The sequence below is a fragment of the Marinobacterium stanieri genome, assembly GCF_900155945.1.
GTDB classification, from domain to species: domain Bacteria; phylum Pseudomonadota; class Gammaproteobacteria; order Pseudomonadales; family Balneatricaceae; genus Marinobacterium; species Marinobacterium stanieri.
This window is the reverse complement of record NZ_FTMN01000001.1, coordinates 913824-930574: the sequence shown is the minus strand read 5'-3', so window position 1 is coordinate 930574 and position 16751 is coordinate 913824. Positions and strand designations below refer to the sequence as shown.

Here is a 16751-nt window from a genome sequence, read left to right as displayed (position 1 = left end):
TCTGCATGTTTACCTTCTTTGAGCGGCTGACCCAGCCGTTGCCTGACCGCCCGGCCGAACAGCCGCCCACCGGCGCGCTGGCGTTCTTCCGCTTCTATTGCCGAGGCTATGAAAAGGCGCTGTTGATGCTGGGGGTTATGACCCTGATTGTGGCCTTGATCGAAGTGGCATTGTTCGGCTTTCTGGGCAACCTGGTTGACTGGCTCAGCAGTCGCGAGCCTGAAGCGCTGTTCGAGCAGGAAGGTCTGAAGCTCTGGGGCATGACACTGCTGGTGCTGGTGGTGATGCCGCTGGCGGTGGTGGCGCACTCGATGCTGTTTCACCAGTCCCTGTTCGTCAATATGAGTGCGGCGATCCGCTGGCATGCACACCGTTACCTGCTGGGACAAAGCCATAACTTCTATCAGAACGAGTTTGCCGGGCGCCTGGCCACCAAGGTAATGCAGACTTCGGAGTCCCTGCGTGAAACGGTAATGAAGCTGTTGGATGTGCTGCTCTACGTGGTGGTCTATCTGTCGGGCATGGCGGTATTGATCATGTCGGCCGACTGGCGCTTGTCCCTGCCGTTGGGTGTGTGGGCACTGTGCTACCTGTTTCTGCTGTGTGTGCAGGTACCCAAACTGAAACATCATGCCAGTCTGCAGGCCGATGCCCAGTCCGAGATGACCGGCCGCATTGTGGACAGCTATACCAACTTCCACACCCTCAAGCTGTTTGCCCACTCCGAGCGTGAGCATGAGTATGCCCGCCGCAGCATGCAGGGTTTTCTCGATGCGGTGTATCCACTGATGCGCCGTATTACCGGTTTGAATATCACTCTGTGGCTGCTCAATGCCCTGCTTATCTTTGCCACCGCGGCACTGTCGATACTGTTGTGGCAGGAGGGCAGTGTGACCGCCGGGGCCATTACCATTGCGGTTTCACTGACGCTGCGCCTGAAGAGCCTGTCGCAGTTCATCATGTGGGAAATCGCCAACCTGTTCCGCAATATCGGTACGGTGCAGGATGGTCAGGGCATGCTGGCGCGGCCCCAGGCGCTTGTGGATAAGCCGGATGCGACTGCGCTGGAAGTGAAGCAGGGCACGATTGATTTCAACGCCATCGACTTCGGCTATGACCCAGACCGGTTGGTGATTGAAGGCCTGTCGCTGCAGATCCGGGCCGGTGAAAAGGTCGGCATCGTGGGCAGTTCCGGGGCCGGCAAATCGACCCTGATCAGTCTGCTGTTGCGGCTGTACGATCTGGATCGGGGGGAGATCCGCATCGACGGTCAGTCGGTTGCCGATGTCACTCAGGAAAGTCTCCGAGCGGCCATTGGTGTGGTCAGTCAGGACACCTCGTTGCTGCACCGCTCAATACGGGAAAACCTTTTGTATGGGCGCCCTGATGCCAGCGATGACGAGATGCGGACCGCCGCACGCATGGCGCATGCGGATGCATTTATCCCCGGTTTGCACGATGCCGCAGGCCACAAGGGCTATGACGCCCAGGTGGGCGAGCGCGGTGTCAAACTTTCCGGAGGCCAGCGTCAGCGCATCGCCATTGCCCGGGTGCTGCTGAAAAATGCGCCCATTCTGGTGCTGGATGAAGCAACGTCGGCGCTGGATTCTGAATCGGAAGTCGCCATTCAGGAAAACCTTTCGGTGCTGATGGAGGGTAAAACCGTAATTGCCATCGCGCACCGCCTGTCCACCATCGCCGCCATGGACCGTCTCATCGTAATGGACCAGGGGCAGGTCGTGGAGCAGGGTAGTCACAAGGAATTGCTGGCAAAGGGCGGACGTTATGCCAGTCTGTGGCAGCACCAGAGTGGCGGTTTTCTGGGCGAATAATTCTGAAGTGGCACCTCCGGGGGCCGTCTCCTGATCTGATCATTGGGTTTGCATGTGTTCGTTATATGATGAATAATGCAAATCGTTATCATTATGCTTAGTCTAACGGATCATTCATGGACCGGATACCCTTCAAAGTGGCCAGGCTCGCTGTGCCGCTGCTCATCCCCGTAGCGGCCTTTGCCAATACGCTGGAACAGAATCAGCAAGCACTGGAACAGGCGCACAAGCAGGGTGCGCAGGTACAGCGCAATATCGACCAGCTGGATCAGCAAACCCGCGAGAACTACGACGTTTACACCGCTGCCCTGCGTCAGGCCGAGTTGGTGGAAGCCTATAACCGCCAGTTGGCGCGGATGATCGAAGATCAAACCCGTGAACTGGATGGTATCGAGTCTCAGCTCACCTCTTTGGCCGAGACCGAGCAGGCAACCTTACCGTTGCTGGTGCGCATGCAGCAGATGCTGGGTGAATTTGTCAGCCGCGACCTGCCGTTCCTGGTGGAGGAGCGAGAACAACGCGTGGCCCGCTTGGCACGCCTGATGGACCGTGCCGATGTCAGCCTGGCGGAGAAATATCGCCAGATCCTGGAGGCTTATCAGATCGAAGCCGAGTATGGCCGCACGCTGGAAGCCTGGACCGGCTCGCTGCAGCAGGATGGCAATCGTCGTGAGGTGACCTTCCTGCGTCTGGGCCGAGTAGGCCTGTACTACCAGAGCCTGGATGGCGAACAGAGCGGGCGCTGGAATGCAAATGCGCGCCGTTGGGAAAGCCTGGCCGCGGACTATGACTGGCCAATTCGCAAAGGCATCAACATGGCACGTCAACAATCGGTACCGGAGCTGCTTGAACTGCCGGTTGCCCTGACCGGAGGTGCATCATGAAGGCGCTGCTACGTACACTGACACTGGCGCTGGTTGTTGTGGGGCTGCCGGTGCAGGCCAACGAGCTGCAGGAGTTGCTGCAACAGGTTCGCTCTCAGGCCGCCTCTGATGAGCAGGTCGATGCGGCCCGTCTGGCCGAATTTCGCTCTGATCATGCCCGTCAGGAAGCCCTGTTGCAGGAAGCCCAGGCGCGTCTGGCTGCCGCCGAAGCGCGTCAGGAAGCGCTCAAAAGCGAATTTCAGAGCAACGAGGATGCCCTGACCGAACAGGGTGAAGCCCTGCGCGTGCGCAGTGGGCAGCTGGGTGAGGTGTTCGGTGTCGTCAAACAGCAAGCTCAGGAATTGCATGGGCTGGTGGACGACTCCCTGATCTCGGCTGAGTTTGCCGATCGTTCTGAATTGCTGGCCTTTGCCGATAAGAAACGTATTCCGACCCTCGCCGAGCTGGAAGGGCTGTGGTTCCTGCTGCAGCAGGAGATGACCGCGACCGGTCAGGTCACACGCTTCCAGGCGCCGGTGGTACAGGCGGATGGTGTACGCGCCGAGTCCGAGGTAGTACGCGTAGGACCTTTCACGGCGTTGACCACCGAGGGGCAGTATCTCAACTATGTGGATGGCAGCCTGCAGGTGTTGCCGGTCCAGCCCTCAAACGCGGTGGTAAGCCAGGCGCGTGAGTTTGCTGCTGGTCAGAGCGACAGTCTGGTGGTCGACCCCAGCCGCGGCAACCTGCTGGCACTGTTGGCGCAGACGCCGAATCTGAAAGAACGTATCGCCCAGGGGGGGCTGGTCGGTTACATCATCCTGAGCCTGGGGGGGATCGGTCTGCTGGTTGCGCTGTGGAAACTGCTGACCACCCTGAAAATGGAATTCAGCGTGCGCGCCCAGCTGCGCAATGCGGATGATGCCAAAGCCACCAACCCGCTGGGCCGTGTGCTGGCAGCGGGTCGTGCCGGGCGCACCACCGACGAAACCGAACTGCGTGTGGATGAAGCCCTGCTCAAGGAAGCGCCGCTGCTGGAGCGGGGCCTGACCCTGCTTAAACTGGTGGCGGCCGTGGCTCCGTTGCTGGGTCTGTTGGGTACAGTGACCGGCATGATCGGCACCTTCCAGAGCATCACCCTGTTCGGCACCGGCGATCCCAAGCTGATGGCCGGTGGTATTTCCCAGGCACTGATGACCACCGTGCTGGGGCTTTGCGTCGCCATTCCGTTGTTGTTCTGTCATAGCCTGCTGGCAGCACGCAGCCGCCGTCTGCTGCAGCTGCTGCAACAGAAGGGCCTGGCACTGCTGGCGCTGCAGCGCGAACAGCTCAGTGATGCGGAAGAGGCCCGTCATGCTGCCTGATCTGGCCCAGTTTGAAGCGGCCCTGACCGGCTTCTTCAATGCCGGAGGGCCGGTGCTTTGGGCGCTGTTGCTGGTCAGCCTGGTGCTGTGGATGCTGCTGCTGGAGCGACTCTGGTTTCGCTGGGTCGACTTCCCGCGCCGCATTCGCCGTTACCGTGACCTGCCGGCCGGAGGGCATCGTCGTCTAAGCAGAGCCGATTTGCTGCTGGACCTGCAGTCGGCACTGCCCCTGATTCGCACGCTGATCGCACTCTGCCCGCTGATCGGCCTGCTGGGTACGGTCACCGGCATGATTCACCTGTTCGACACCCTGGCCCTGAACGGCACCGGTAACCCGCGCTTGATGGCGGCCGGTGTCGCCCGTGCCACCCTGCCGACGCTGGCAGGCATGGTCATGGCGGTCAGCGGGCTGTTGATCTGGAATCGTCTGGCCCGCTGGAGCCAGCTGCAACGTACACGATTGGATATCACGGGAGCCAGAGGATGAGGCAAAGACTCAATCTGGACACATTGGAAAATGATGCCGAGATCGACATGACACCGATGCTCGACATTGTGTTCATCATGCTGATCTTCTTTATTGTCTCCACCAGCTTTGTGCGCGAAGCCGGTGTCGAGATCGAACGTCCCGTTTCATCCACCGCCGAGGTGAAGGAGAACCAGGGCGTGATGCTGGCGATTACCGCCACCGATGAAGTCTGGCTGGACCGTCAGCCGGTGGATGTACGCATGATCCGGCCCACGCTGGAGCGGCTCAAGGTGGAGCAGCCGGATCTGGGCGTGATGATTCAGGCGGACAAGGAGGCCAAGACGGGTCTGCTGGTCGAAGTGATGGACCAGGTAAAAATGTCCGGTGTGGAACAGGTGGCCGTGGCCACGCGTGAAGGAGCAGGCTGATGCGCGCCGTGCTGTTTCTGCCGGCATCGCTGCTGGTCAGTCTGCTGCTGTTTTTGCTGATGGCACATTTGGCCGGGGTGGGGCGGTCTGAACCGCCCGAGACGCAGGACTATACCTCGGTCAACCTGCACCGGCTCAAGCTGGATTCGGATGTGCGGGTGCGTGAACGTGAAGCGCTGCCGCCCCCGGAGCTGCAGCCTGAGCAACCACCGGCACCAACTCCACCGGACATGTCTCAGCCGGTGAATATCAACACGCCTTCGGTGGCGCTGAACATGCAAACGCCGGCGCTGGAGATTGGCATGCAGATCAACGCGTCGGTTGATCTCTCCTCGGTCTCGGCGGTGGCGCCTGCGCCATCCCCGGCCCCGGTGCCTTCGCCGGGCATAAAAATGCACGCCAATGCCACGCCGGTTTCGCGCATGAATCCCCAATATCCAAGGCGTGCGCTGACCCGGCGCATCCAGGGATATGTGGTGGCTGAATTTACCGTGGATACCCAGGGGCGGGTGATTCCCGACTCTTTCAAAATTGTCGAAGCCGACCCGCCGGGCATGTTTGACCGGGCCGTGGAGCGCGCCTTGATGCGCTGGCGCTTTAACCCGCTGACCGAGAATGGCGCAGCAGTGCCCTTCCGCACCCGTCAGCGGCTGGAATTCAAGCTGGAGTAATGACAATGAAGTCGATCATGCGAGGACTGGTCCTGTGGCTTGTGTTCAGCACAGCCGTATCCGCTGAAACGCTGACCTTGCCGCCGGGTGTGCTGATGCAGCTGAATGCGGCGCAGCAGGCTATGGCCGAGGAAAACTATCCACAGGCCGAACAGGTGCTCAAGGCGCTGATGCAGGAAGATCTGGGCAAGCCGGCCAGAGCTTATGTACTGCAGTTCCGCGGCAATCTGGCACTGGTCAGACAGCAGCATGCGACGGCCCTCAAATACTTCGCCCAGGCCTATGAGCTCAAGTCGCTGCCTGCGACAGATCAGCGTCGCCTGTTGCATACCCTGGCGCAGCTGCACATGAATGAAGAGCAGTGGCGCAAGGGTGTGGATGCCATGGCGCGCTGGATGGAGCAGGTGCGTACACAGGGAGCGGCCAACGAAAAGGTGCGTGCCGAAGACTACCTGATGCTGGCGCAGGGCTATTCCCAACTGGATCAGTGGTCCCGCGTGGTCAAGCCGGTTAAAGCGGCCATTCGCATGAAAGGCCGGGCACCGGAAGACTGGTACCGCTTGCAGTTGGCGGCACATTTTCAGCTCAAGCAGTGGAAGGGGGCAACCGCGGTACTGGAGCTGCTGGTAAACCGTTATCCACAGCGTGACCGCTACTGGGAGCAGCTGGCCAGTGTGTATCAGATTCGTGATCACCACCGCGATGCATTGGCGACGCTGAGAGCAGCCTGGATTGGCGGCAAGTTCAACAAGGAGAGCCAGTATATCTGGCTGGCGCAGATGCTGATGCAGCAGGGGCTGCCGCAACGGGCCGCCGAACTGCTGGAAGAGTCGATGAGCCGGCAGCAGATCAAGCGAACCCTCAAGCATGAACGCCTGCTGGCGCAGACCCAGTTGCACGCCAAGCTCTACAACCAGGGGCGTGCCACCCTAGAGCGTATTGCTCAGCGCAAGCCGGAGTACAAGACCTGGCGTCAGCTGGCCTATCTGGACATGCAGCTGCAGCACTGGGATGAGATGAAACGCAGTATCGATCAGGCGGTCGCATTGAAGCCGGACGCGGTGGATCTGTATCTGCTCAGTGGCATTGCCGACCTGAACCGTTCCCACTTTGACCAGGCACGTTCAAGCTTTGTTAAAGCCAGCCAGCATGAGTCGACCCGTGCGCAGGCACAAAACTGGCTCAACTATCTGGACCAGTTGAAAGGGAGCAGTTAAGGCCGGGTTCAAGGGCAGCAAAAACGGCCTGAATATGGCAGGATAGGCGCCTGTTCAACCAGGTGTAAATCATGAGTAATTCAGCCAATGCCTCGACCTCGCGCGCCCCTGCGCAGCAGTGGTCGACCCGCATCTCCTTTATTCTCGCAGCTGCAGGTGCAGCTGTTGGCCTGGGCAACATTTGGAAGTTTCCCTACGTCGCCGGTGAAAACGGCGGCGGTGCCTTTGTACTTGTTTACCTGTTCTGTATTGCCTTGCTGGGCGTGCCCATGTTGATGGCCGAAGTATTGATCGGTCGGCGCGGGCAACAGAACCCGGTCAACTCCATGGCCAGTCTGGCCCGTGAGGCCGGTGCCAAACCGGCGTGGAAAAACGTGGGCCGCCTGGGCGTGGTCACCGGTTTCCTGCTGCTCAGTTTCTATGTGGTCGTGGCCGGCTGGGCGCTGGCCTATATTCCGATTACCGCCACCGGTACCTTTGTCGGCCTGCAGCCACAAGAGGTGGGCCAGATGTTTGATGGCCACCTGCAGCAGCCGCTGCCGCTGATCGGCTGGAGTACACTGGTACTGCTGCTGACCTTGGGCATTGTCGGGCGTGGTGTCCGCAAGGGTCTGGAAAAGGCCGCCAACCTGTTGATGCCGTTGCTGTTTGTGTTCCTGCTGATTCTGGTGGGCTATGCCAGCACCACGGGGCATTTTGGCGAAGCGGTCGAGTTCATGTTCAAGCCCGACTTCGAAAAGCTCACCGCCTCGGGTGTGCTGATAGCGCTGGGCCACGCCTTTTTCACCCTGAGCATTGGTGGTGGCGCCATGATGATCTATGGCTCCTACCTGTCGCCTCAGGTCTCCATCGCCCGTACATCCATTCTGGTGGCCATTCTGGATACGGCCGCCGCCTTGCTGGCGGGTCTGGCGATCTTCCCCATCGTCTTTGCCTATGGTCTGGAGCCCGGTGGCGGCCCTGGTCTGATCTTTGTCACCCTGCCCATCGCCTTTGGCCAGATGCCGCTGGGTACGCTTTTTGGCACTTTGTTCTTCCTGATGCTCTCGGTCGCGGCTTTGACGTCGGCGTTTTCGCTGATTGAGCCGGCCATCGCCTGGCTTACGGAAAAACGCCTGATGTCTCGTTTCAAGGCGAGTGTACTGGGCGGCAGTGGTATCTGGTTGCTGAGTCTGGGCACCGTGTTTTCGTTCAATATTGGTGCCGACTGGACACTGGCAGGCAAGACCTTCTTCGAGTCGCTGGATTATCTGATCTCGGGCTGGATGTTGCCGCTGGGCGGCCTGCTGATGGCACTGTTTACCGCCTGGGTGATGAAACCGGAAGCCACCGCTGAAGAGCTGGACGGCGACAGTGCAGCCTATCGTCTCTGGCTGGTGCTGATCCGCTTCCTGGTGCCGGTGGTGATTATGGTGATCTTCCTGCAGGCCATCGGTGTGATCAAACTATGACGGCTGAAGTGCTTGAAATTCGTCGGGCACAGGCCGCGGATCTGCCTGCCATTGTGGATATCTACAATGCCTCCATTCCCGGCCGTCTGGCCACTGCTGACACTGAGCCGGTCAGTGTGGAACAGCGACGGGAATGGTTTGAGCGTCATACCGAACAGCGGCCGATATGGGTCGCTGAGGTTGATGGCGGCGTAGCAGGCTGGGTCAGTGTGGAGCCGTTCTACGGCCGTCCTGCCTACGAGCAGACGGTCGAGGTAAGCCTCTACCTGCACCCGGATGCACAGGGCAAAGGCTTGGGGCGTCGGTTGCTGGCGCATGTGTTGGCGCAGGCCGAGACATTGGGCATCACGCACCTGACTGCCTATATCTTCTCGCACAATACGCCCAGTTTGCGCCTGTTTGAAAAGGCCGGTTTCACCATCTGGGGGCAGTTGCCCGGCATCGCAAAAATGGATGGTCAGCGCTTTGGCTTAACCATACTGGGGCGGCCTTTAATCGAAGCCGAATGAACGTGTCACTGTTCCATATGCTCTGGTGACAGCCACAGCGAATCGGGTATTTGCTCCAGAGAAGGCAGGTCGAAGGGCGTGGCCAGGTCCAGCAGCCTGTACTCCTGAGTCTCCAGGAAAGCCAAGGCATTTCGGGTTTCCATGCGGGAGCGGAAAAAGGCTTCGAATTGGCCGGAGTGATGCAGTGTCATCAGGCCGGCATGGAGGCGTTCGGCCAGTTCGGGGTTGTTGCGGGATACGAAGAAATAGAAGGGGCCCGGATAACGCAGCACGACCTTTTGATTGAGGGTCAGCCCCTTGGCAAGGGGTTCTTCAAGCTCTGCCCAGACCTCGGCAATGCTGCGCGGAAAGTAATCGACCCGGCCTGCCTGCAGCATCCGAAACATGCCTGGATAGTCTGAAGAGGTTTCCACCGGTAACCCGTTGGCCTGCAGAATGCGTGTATCTGTCCACTGATCGCCTTGAACGGCAACAAAGCGGCTCAGGTCGGCCAGGTTGTGCACGTTTTCCAGCTGAGATCTCAGGTCCGGCCGTGTCAGCATGACTCTGTACCCCAGCAGACCTTTCATCAGCGGGAAAGGCACCACCCGCATTCTGGATTCGATTTCCGGTCGGGACATGCCAAAAGTGATATCCAGATGCTCGCCTTCTTCCACCAGATTTCGTAGACGCTGTTGGCTTGCCAGAAAGCTGGCGCGCTCGATGCGGTAGGGGCCATAGGCAGGTACTGATGCCTCCAGCGCCATCTCCAGTAGTGCCAGTGGGTAGTCGTAGCGCTTGGTAAAATCGGGGTTATCGATTGCATAGCGCACAACCGTGATCGGCTCCTGGGCCAGCACAGGCCGAGCGAGCATACACGTAAGCAGTAGCGCGAATGCCATAAACAGCTGTCGCATGTGAGATGCCTATCCAGTTCATCAGACCATGCCTTGAGACTGCCGCCTGAGATCAGTAAGTGGCGCAGCCTGGTAACATTCATGGCATAGCACTAAGCATAGCCTGAAGATGCGTTTTTGCTGCTTCGGACAGCAATTTCCGGGAAAAGGCATAACAGTTTCGACTGGATCTGTATTTCCGCCTGAATGTGATGCCGGTGATGATTCCTGCCTTGTATGAGAATCCGGAAGATATTCCGGTCGTTTGACTCAGTGTGATCTGTCCGAAGTTGATGGTTCAATTCCGATGCCTGCGGCAGCAGGGCCGACGGCGGTTGCGCAAGCATGGCCTCAAGGCACGCCAGACCGAGGACTAACAGCGCGGTTCAGACACAAAAAAGGCACCCGAAGGTGCCTTGTAGGAAGTAGGGGATCAGAAGCTGTAAGTCGCAGACAACCAGTAGTTGCGGGACTTGGCTTTGACGTTGTAATCGTCGATGTAGTTCGGATCCCAGCTGGCGCCACCGTCTTCGGTGGTGAACACCGTCTTGTAGCTGGTGAAGTCTTCATCCAGCAGGTTGTTGATGCGGGCATTCAGTCTGAAGTTCGGGGTAACTTCGTAGCTGGCCCCCAGATGGTAGACGGTGTAGTCCTTGTAGTACTCCGGGTATTCCACATCACTGTTCCAGCCGCGCGGGCTGCTGGTGAAGCGCTTGGAACGCATTTCCGCTGTCAGGTAGGTATTGAACTTGGGCGTTGCCTGCCAGTTCAGCGTTGCGTTGGCCATATGCTTGGCGGTGCCACTCAGCGGGTCGCCCTTGTTGGCGCCGCTGGTGATGCGGGCATCGGTATAGGTGTAGTTGGCACGCAGGTAAAGGGTCGGGGTCAGCTGCAGCTTACCGGCCAGCTCCAGACCATCGATCTGGGCACTGTCGATGTTAACCAGCTGGCTGAACTGATAACCGTCGCCCAGCACCTCATTCCATTCAGACGCCAGATCGGCACAGTTGCTGCCCGCCGCCGGATCATCGCAGTGGTAGATACCGTTGCCGCGCTCAATCTTGTCCTTGAACTTGTTGGAGAACAGGGTGGCGTTGAAGTTATGGCCATCGGGGTGGCTGTAGTACACCGCCAGTTCACTGTTTACGCTGGTTTCCGGCTCCAGGTCCGGGGTGCCGTGGAAAGGACGTGTGCCCTGGCCACCAAAGCCGGTAATGCCATCATAGAGGTCGCTGGCCTGAGGCGCCTTGTAACCGGTGCTGACGCCACCTTTCAGGGTCCAGGCAGGGGAAACGGCCCAGTTGGCGTAGGCACGGGGGCTGACATGGCCACCGAAGATGTTGTGGTCGTCATAGCGCAGGCCGCCGGTGAGGGTCAGGCTGTTGGTGATGGACCAGTTGTCCTCGGCGAACAGGGACCATTGCTCGTGCTCCTGCACGCTGCCGGAGGCAAAACCGCTGCCGTTCATGCCGAAGCTGCCGTCTTCCATTTCGGCATCCACGTACTGACCACCGTATACCAGCCAGTGATCACCTACCTGGCTGTCGAACTTCACATCCAGTGTGGTTTGGCGGGTTTCCAGCACGCGGTTCTGGCGCGGCAGGAAGGTGGCTTCGATTTCGTCATCGCTGGCACCGTTGGCAACCATCTCTTCATACAGCAGACGCTCGGTAGCGGTCAGAGGCAGGGTACGGCCATCGTTACTGGTTTCGATGTGATGCAGGCTGATGGTGCTGTGGCCAAAGCCCCAGGTGCCCTCGTGGGTCAGAGACATCTGATCGCGGTTGAATTCCTGCTCCAGCGCATAGCCGGCACGGGGCAGGCGGTTAATGCTGTCGGTGGTACCCAGTGGGTTGGAGCCGTCTACCGGTACGTTGTCGTACTCCTGCTGTGAGGTTTCGATATCGAACATCAGCAGCTGGTTGTCCGCCGGTTTGAAGTCCAGACGCATACCCAGGTTGCGGTTTTCGTTATCCACAGTCTTGCCGCCTGAGCCGTAACCGAGCGAGCGGGGCACCAGGTCACCGTTGGGGTCGGTAATGTCATCAAAGCTTGGCGTTGAAGCGTCACGCTCATAGAGGCTGCCGCGCACATTCAGGCCCAGCACGCCTTCAACCATGGGGCCACTGATGGCAAAGTCGGTGGTCTGGTCGTTACCGAAATCGTCATTGGATTCGATGGTACGGCTGTGGGAAACGGAGCCATGCCACTCATTGCCCACTTTCTTGGTGATGATGTTGATCACGCCACCCAGCGCATCGGCGCCGTAGAGGGTAGAGGCCGGGCCACGGATGATCTCGATACGCTCAATCATCTCCTTGGGCGGAATATGGTTGAACTGGTTGCCGCCAAAGTTGTTCGGGTAGATGTCACCGATATTGTTCTGGCGCTTACCGTCGATCAGGATCAGGGTGTAGTCGGCGCCCATGCCTCGGATGCTGATGCCGCCCTGACCGGTTTTGTCCGTGGTTTCACCTACATCTACGCCTTCCACTTCACGTACTGCGTCCAGCAGTGTGAGGTAAGGTTTCTTGTTAATCTCTTCCTGGCTGATCACGGTGATTGAAGCGGGCGCATCAATCAACTTCTGCTCGATACCGGCGGCGCTGACAACCACAGTGTCCTGTTCAACGGCGGTATTGGCCTGTGCATGAGTGGCAGCGATGGCACTGGTCAGTGCAAATGTCGCGACGCGCTGGGGAGAGATCCTCACAATTCAGTTCCTTTTCCTTTGTATTTGTTGAGCCGCTATGGGGTAGCGCACCTGAAATCGCAGGCAAGGTTAAAGATTTGTTAAGATTAAATCAATATTAATAATTATTATCATTTGTATTAATCTTAAGTTAGGGTTTCGTTTGTTTGGGCCTGATGCAGGCTTTTACCCAACGGCTGTGAAGGAGCTGAAAAGCCCTAAGGCGAGGTGGTTGATGGGCTTGCCGGGTTCTGGAAGCGCCGTCTGTGGCCAGTACTTTACATAAATTATCACTGCGAATCATTATCATTAATTGAGTGTAAGTGAGAATTGTTCTATTCTCGTGCGCTTTTCCAGGGGCAGGACCTAAGGCGAGATGCAGGACATACAGGGACAGAGCGAGCAGGCAAGTGACGTGAATAAGGCATCCGCTCAGGGCCAGAAGCGTGCCGTCTGGATGCGCCGGTTGATGACCTGGCACTGGATCAGCTCGGCGTTTGCGCTCTTTGGCATGCTGCTGTTCGCGGTAACCGGTTTCACCCTCAACCATGCGGGGCAGATACCGGCCTCAAAAGAGGTTGTGACCGTTGAAGCAGTGTTGCCTGAAGCGCTTCTGGCACCTTTACAGCAGGCCGCTGCTGATGAATCCGAACTGCCTGCCGAGCTGCACAACTGGCTGCAATCCGAATATGACTTGAGCCTGCCGGCCCGTGAGCCCGAATGGTCTGAGTTTGAGGTGTATCTGTCGCTGCCACGCCCGGGCGGGGATGCCTGGCTCAGTGTGGATCTGGAAACCGGCGACCTGCTGTACGAATCCACCGACCGTGGCTGGATCGCCTATCTCAATGATCTGCACAAGGGGCGTGATGCCGGCCAGGCCTGGAGTCTGTTCATCGATTTTTTTGCGCTGGTGTGTCTGGTCTTCAGTTTGACCGGTCTGGCCGTGCTTTGGCTGCATGCGCGTGAACGCGCGTCGGTCTGGCCGGTAACCGGACTGGGAGTGCTGTTGCCGGTATTGCTGGCGCTACTGGTGGTGCATTAACGGGGCGGCGCAATGTTCAACCGTCCGGGTAAGGAGTGAGTATGCAATGGAAACAGGTGACAGCAGCGGCGCTGCTGTCAGTCGCGGCAAATCAGGCGATGGCGGCTGAGCTCAAGGTTCAGATCGAGGTGCCATCCATTGATATCGCGGAGTATCACCGCCCTTATGTGGCGGTGTGGATTGAGAATGCCAAGGGGCGTCACCAGCAGGATCTGGCGGTCTGGTACGACCTGGAAATGCGCGATAACGAAGGCACCAAATGGCTCAAGGATTTGCGCCTCTGGTGGCGTCGCAGTGGTCGCCAGCTGGAGATGCCCGTGGATGGCATTTCCAGTGCAACCCGCCCGGCGGGTGCCCATGAAATGGTGTTTGCCGCGGATGACCCCAAACTGGCTGATCTGCCTGCCGGCGAGTACCGCCTGGTGGTGGAAGCGGCACGCGAGCTGGGCGGGCGCGAACTCCTGCGCCTGCCTTTCCAGTGGCCTGCAGAAGCGGCGCAAAAACAGACACAGCAGGGTGAGCACGAGCTGGGTCGTGTCGCGCTGGAACTGACTCCCTGAATCCCGACAACCGATAAGGAAATATGATGAATATTAAACGTTTGAGCGCTTGTGCCCTGCTGGCACTGGGTTTGGGAACCGCCATGAATGCCCAGGCGCACCGTACCTGGATGCTGCCTTCGGCAACGGTATTGTCGGGTGAGAATACCTGGGTGACGGTGGATGGTGCCGTGTCCAACAGCCTGTTCTATTTCGAACATTTCCCGTTGCAGTTGGGCGGACTGAAAATTACCTCGCCCACGGGTGCTGAGGTGGAAGCGCAGAACCAGGCCAAGGGCAAATACCGCTCTACCTTTGATGTGGAACTCAAGGAAGATGGCACCTATACCCTGGAAATGCGCCGCCAGGGCATTTTTGCGCGTTACACCCAGGATGGTGAGCCTAAACGCTGGTTCGGCCGCGCTGAAAAGATGGAACGTCGTATTCCCAAGGATGCACAAGATCTGCAGATCAGTGAAGTGGATAACCGCATGCAGGTATTCGTGACCAAGGGTGCTCCCAGTGACGAGACCTTCAAGCCCACCGGTGACGGCCTTGAGCTGGTGCCGGTCACCCACCCGAATGATCTCTTTACCGGCGAGGAAGTGACTTTCCAGTTTCTGGCAGACGGCCAGCCGGCCAAGGGCATGGAAGCCGTGCTGATCCGTGGCGGTATCCGTTACCGTGATGACGTCGACGAGATCAAACTGACCACGGATGACGAAGGTCATCTCAAGGTCACCTTTGAGGAACCGGGCATGTACTGGCTCAACCTGAAAGGTGAGCAGCCCTCCACCGAAATTGAAGGGGCGACCAAACGCCTGGGTTACACCGCTACCCTTGAGGTGCTGCCGCTTTGAAGATCGGCGTAAAGACCTTGCTGTTGCTGCTGGGGCTGGCTCTCGTGCTGGTCTGGCAGCTGGGCAGTGTCGATACCGACCGGCGTTGGCTTGCGTCCCTGGCACTGGTGGCATACGCCCTGGTGCTCTGGCGTGGCCTGCGCCGGGCGCGTTCTGATGACACTCAGTCCGCTGGGCGTCAGGACTACTGGATTGCCTATGGCACCGAAACCGGCACCGCACGCCAGTTGGCACAGGAAACACGCAAGCGCCTGCGCAAGGCCGGCTTCAGTGCTGAAGTGGTAGCGCTTAACCGTCTTGCCAGTGTTTCGCCCCCGGATAAGGCGCTGTTGATGGTGGTGAGTACTACCGGTGATGGTGATCCGCCCAAGACCGGGATTGGCTGGGATGATGAGGGCGTCTCGGCAGCGTTTGCACACCGTCCCTTTGCTGTTCTGGCGCTGGGAGATCGCAGCTATCCGCGCTTCTGCGCCTTTGGACTGGATGTGACCCACAGCATGCAGCAAGCCGGTGCCCAACCGCTGTTTGCCACCGTTCAGGTGAGCCAGGCTGACCCGCGCATGCTGGACGTCTGGTATCGCCAGTTGTTACAGGAGGCAACCGTTTCCAGTGCCTGAATTCGGCAGGGATCGCCGCATCCGTCTCGTACTGCTGCACAAGACAGCAGACTAAGTGAGCTATGCATGTATGACATTTCACCAGCGATCCTGCTGGATTTTCTGGGTGGTATCGGAATTGGCGTCGAGTATCAGCCGATCGTATCGACGACTGACCGACGTGTACTGGGCCATGAAGCCCTGGCGCGCTTTCGCGTTCATGGCGGCGGGCGCCTGCCGCCCGACCGGGTGTTTCGTGCCTTGCATGACAGCCCCTTGAGCCTGTTCCAGATGGAATATCGCATCAAGCAGCTGCAACTTCAGCATGCGCCGGACAGTGAAAACCTCTTTCTCAATATCGATCAGGATGCCTTTGAAGTGTTTCTGAACGAGCCAGTGCATCCCATGGTTGCGCTACTGGAGCACCGTGCAGGTACAGTGGTGGAAATCATTGAAAACAGCTCGGTGTCCGATGCGCAGGTCAGTATCGCCATGCAGCAGGCATTCGGCGGCGCGGGACTTCCGCTGGCGCTGGATGATGTGGGCGCGCAGGACAGTCTGGTGTCCTTCGATCTGTTGGCTGGTGTCGAATACGTCAAACTGGCGAGGGACTGGTTATGCCGGCTGACTGGACCGGATGCGGATGCGCTTTTTGCTGCCCTGATCAGCTTCGCCAGAGCCAGTGGCAAAACCGTTATTCTGGAAGGCGTGGAGAACGAACAGCAGTTTTCCCGTGCTCGCGATCTGGGCGTGGATGCGGTGCAGGGATTTCTGTTCCGTGATGACTTTATTCAGGCATGGCAGCCGGATGCCGGTGCCAATGACCACCTCGATGGCCGTCAACTTGAAGCCCGGTTGAAACCCTGCCGCTCGGCCTGAGGCCGGCGGCAGGCAAATGAGTCTAGTCGCAATCCTTGCGCAGGGACTCATGGCTTTGCTTGCTGTGCTTGCCGATCATGCCCACCAGGTCGGTAGCGGTATCAGCATCCTGCGTCTGTTCTGCCTCGGCCAGCTGGTTAAACAGGTTATTCAGCCTGTCCAGACCTTGCTGATAATCCTGCATCATCTGCGGATGCTGCTCGGCAGGCAGATCATGCAGCTTGAGTGGGCGCTCGTCAGCGGCTGCTTCCGCGAGTTCCTGCATGTCCCCACGTGCTGCCGCCATTTGCTGCCAATCCTCTTCAGACAGGGCCTGGCGATAGGTCTTGAAACTGTCCTTCAGCGACTTCATCTGCTCGCCCAGCTGAGTGTCCTCGCAATGATTACTGTGGGCGCTGGCTGCCATTGGCAGGGCCAGCAAGCCAAGGGTAAAAGCCGCTTTTTTTATTGTGTGTTTCATTGTG

At 58.7% G+C, this 16751-nt stretch carries 17 protein-coding genes; 14 read left to right on the top strand and 3 right to left on the bottom strand.

All coding sequences use genetic code 11. The annotated features are described in order from the left end of the window. Positions 1 to 5 precede the first annotated feature (5 nt). From BW956_RS04265 to BW956_RS04225, 9 genes are all read left to right on the top strand, one after another. Entirely contained in the window at positions 6 to 1832 is a 1827-nt protein-coding gene (locus BW956_RS04265) for an ABC transporter ATP-binding protein (protein ID WP_076461092.1), read from the top strand. A 116-nt stretch (positions 1833 to 1948) separates the two neighbouring features. Then, positions 1949 to 2716: a DUF3450 domain-containing protein gene (locus tag BW956_RS04260; protein ID WP_083702921.1), complete on the top strand. Its 768-nt coding sequence runs from the start codon at positions 1949 to 1951 to the stop codon at positions 2714 to 2716. Then, complete coding sequence (locus BW956_RS04255; RefSeq protein ID WP_076461090.1) at positions 2713 to 4059, top strand: MotA/TolQ/ExbB proton channel family protein; 1347 nt, start codon at positions 2713 to 2715, stop codon at positions 4057 to 4059. The genes BW956_RS04260 and BW956_RS04255 overlap by 4 nt, the downstream gene beginning before the upstream one ends. Beyond that, a complete protein-coding gene (locus tag BW956_RS04250) occupies positions 4049 to 4546 on the top strand; it encodes a MotA/TolQ/ExbB proton channel family protein (RefSeq protein ID WP_175611961.1) in 498 nt (165 codons plus the stop codon). The genes BW956_RS04255 and BW956_RS04250 overlap by 11 nt, the downstream gene beginning before the upstream one ends. Continuing rightward, positions 4543 to 4956 carry an ExbD/TolR family protein gene (locus BW956_RS04245; RefSeq protein WP_076461086.1) on the top strand — a complete coding sequence of 138 codons (414 nt, stop codon included), beginning with the start codon at positions 4543 to 4545 and terminating at the stop codon, positions 4954 to 4956. The genes BW956_RS04250 and BW956_RS04245 overlap by 4 nt, the downstream gene beginning before the upstream one ends. After that, entirely contained in the window at positions 4956 to 5627 is a 672-nt protein-coding gene (locus BW956_RS04240) for an energy transducer TonB (protein ID WP_076461084.1), read from the top strand. The genes BW956_RS04245 and BW956_RS04240 overlap by 1 nt, the downstream gene beginning before the upstream one ends. 5 nt (positions 5628 to 5632) lie before the next feature. Next, positions 5633 to 6844, top strand: coding sequence for a tetratricopeptide repeat protein (locus tag BW956_RS04235; RefSeq protein ID WP_076461082.1), 1212 nt, complete (start codon positions 5633 to 5635; stop codon positions 6842 to 6844). A gap of 71 nt (positions 6845 to 6915) precedes the next feature. After that, the gene (locus tag BW956_RS04230; protein ID WP_076461081.1) at positions 6916 to 8295 is read left to right on the top strand and encodes a sodium-dependent transporter; all 1380 of its coding nucleotides are present in this window, start codon (positions 6916 to 6918) and stop codon (positions 8293 to 8295) included. Further along, positions 8292 to 8804, top strand: a complete 513-nt coding sequence (locus BW956_RS04225; RefSeq protein ID WP_076461079.1) for a GNAT family N-acetyltransferase — start codon at positions 8292 to 8294, stop codon at positions 8802 to 8804. The genes BW956_RS04230 and BW956_RS04225 overlap by 4 nt, the downstream gene beginning before the upstream one ends. 5 nt (positions 8805 to 8809) lie before the next feature. Here the strand turns inward: BW956_RS04225 and BW956_RS04220 are convergent, their stop codons facing one another. Both BW956_RS04220 and BW956_RS04215 read right to left on the bottom strand, forming a co-directional pair. Then, positions 8810 to 9700, bottom strand: coding sequence for a type 2 periplasmic-binding domain-containing protein (locus tag BW956_RS04220; protein ID WP_076461077.1), 891 nt, complete (start codon positions 9698 to 9700; stop codon positions 8810 to 8812). A 412-nt stretch (positions 9701 to 10112) separates the two neighbouring features. Continuing rightward, the gene (locus BW956_RS04215) at positions 10113 to 12392 is read right to left on the bottom strand and encodes a TonB-dependent receptor domain-containing protein (protein ID WP_076461075.1); all 2280 of its coding nucleotides are present in this window, start codon (positions 12390 to 12392) and stop codon (positions 10113 to 10115) included. 355 nt (positions 12393 to 12747) lie between these two features. On the opposite strand from BW956_RS04215, the gene BW956_RS04210 reads away from it, so the two are divergent. The 5 genes from BW956_RS04210 to BW956_RS04190 all read left to right on the top strand — a co-directional run bounded on the left by BW956_RS04210 (position 12748) and on the right by BW956_RS04190 (position 16287). Next, positions 12748 to 13413 carry a PepSY-associated TM helix domain-containing protein gene (locus BW956_RS04210; protein ID WP_217695088.1) on the top strand — a complete coding sequence of 222 codons (666 nt, stop codon included), beginning with the start codon at positions 12748 to 12750 and terminating at the stop codon, positions 13411 to 13413. Between the two features lie 41 nt (positions 13414 to 13454). After that, positions 13455 to 13973 (top strand): DUF2271 domain-containing protein, encoded by a 519-nt coding sequence (locus BW956_RS04205; protein ID WP_076461073.1) that lies wholly within the window; start codon positions 13455 to 13457, stop codon positions 13971 to 13973. Positions 13974 to 13999: 26 nt separating this feature from the next. Next, complete coding sequence (locus BW956_RS04200; RefSeq protein WP_076461071.1) at positions 14000 to 14812, top strand: DUF4198 domain-containing protein; 813 nt, start codon at positions 14000 to 14002, stop codon at positions 14810 to 14812. Further along, entirely contained in the window at positions 14809 to 15429 is a 621-nt protein-coding gene (locus BW956_RS04195; RefSeq protein WP_076461069.1) for a flavodoxin domain-containing protein, read from the top strand. The genes BW956_RS04200 and BW956_RS04195 overlap by 4 nt, the downstream gene beginning before the upstream one ends. A 66-nt stretch (positions 15430 to 15495) precedes the next feature. Next, entirely contained in the window at positions 15496 to 16287 is a 792-nt protein-coding gene (locus tag BW956_RS04190) for an EAL domain-containing protein (protein ID WP_076461067.1), read from the top strand. 22 nt (positions 16288 to 16309) lie between these two features. Here the strand turns inward: BW956_RS04190 and BW956_RS04185 are convergent, their stop codons facing one another. Beyond that, on the bottom strand, positions 16310 to 16747 hold the full coding sequence (locus BW956_RS04185; RefSeq protein WP_076461065.1) for a cytochrome b562: 438 nt from the start codon (positions 16745 to 16747) through the stop codon (positions 16310 to 16312). Between the last annotated feature and the right edge of the window lie 4 nt (positions 16748 to 16751).

Coding starts and splice junctions, on each gene's coding strand:
- BW956_RS04240 (WP_076461084.1), top strand. CDS start 4,956: ATGCGCGCCGTGCTGTTTCTGCCGGCATCGCTGCTGGTCAGTCTGCTG.
- BW956_RS04260 (WP_083702921.1), top strand. CDS start 1,949: ATGGACCGGATACCCTTCAAAGTGGCCAGGCTCGCTGTGCCGCTGCTC.
- BW956_RS04210 (WP_217695088.1), top strand. CDS start 12,748: ATGCAGGACATACAGGGACAGAGCGAGCAGGCAAGTGACGTGAATAAG.
- BW956_RS04245 (WP_076461086.1), top strand. CDS start 4,543: ATGAGGCAAAGACTCAATCTGGACACATTGGAAAATGATGCCGAGATC.
- BW956_RS04185 (WP_076461065.1), bottom strand. CDS start 16,747: ATGAAACACACAATAAAAAAAGCGGCTTTTACCCTTGGCTTGCTGGCC.
- BW956_RS04205 (WP_076461073.1), top strand. CDS start 13,455: ATGCAATGGAAACAGGTGACAGCAGCGGCGCTGCTGTCAGTCGCGGCA.
- BW956_RS04225 (WP_076461079.1), top strand. CDS start 8,292: ATGACGGCTGAAGTGCTTGAAATTCGTCGGGCACAGGCCGCGGATCTG.
- BW956_RS04190 (WP_076461067.1), top strand. CDS start 15,496: ATGTATGACATTTCACCAGCGATCCTGCTGGATTTTCTGGGTGGTATC.
- BW956_RS04265 (WP_076461092.1), top strand. CDS start 6: ATGTTTACCTTCTTTGAGCGGCTGACCCAGCCGTTGCCTGACCGCCCG.
- BW956_RS04220 (WP_076461077.1), bottom strand. CDS start 9,700: ATGCGACAGCTGTTTATGGCATTCGCGCTACTGCTTACGTGTATGCTC.
- BW956_RS04255 (WP_076461090.1), top strand. CDS start 2,713: ATGAAGGCGCTGCTACGTACACTGACACTGGCGCTGGTTGTTGTGGGG.
- BW956_RS04200 (WP_076461071.1), top strand. CDS start 14,000: ATGAATATTAAACGTTTGAGCGCTTGTGCCCTGCTGGCACTGGGTTTG.
- BW956_RS04235 (WP_076461082.1), top strand. CDS start 5,633: ATGAAGTCGATCATGCGAGGACTGGTCCTGTGGCTTGTGTTCAGCACA.
- BW956_RS04230 (WP_076461081.1), top strand. CDS start 6,916: ATGAGTAATTCAGCCAATGCCTCGACCTCGCGCGCCCCTGCGCAGCAG.
- BW956_RS04250 (WP_175611961.1), top strand. CDS start 4,049: ATGCTGCCTGATCTGGCCCAGTTTGAAGCGGCCCTGACCGGCTTCTTC.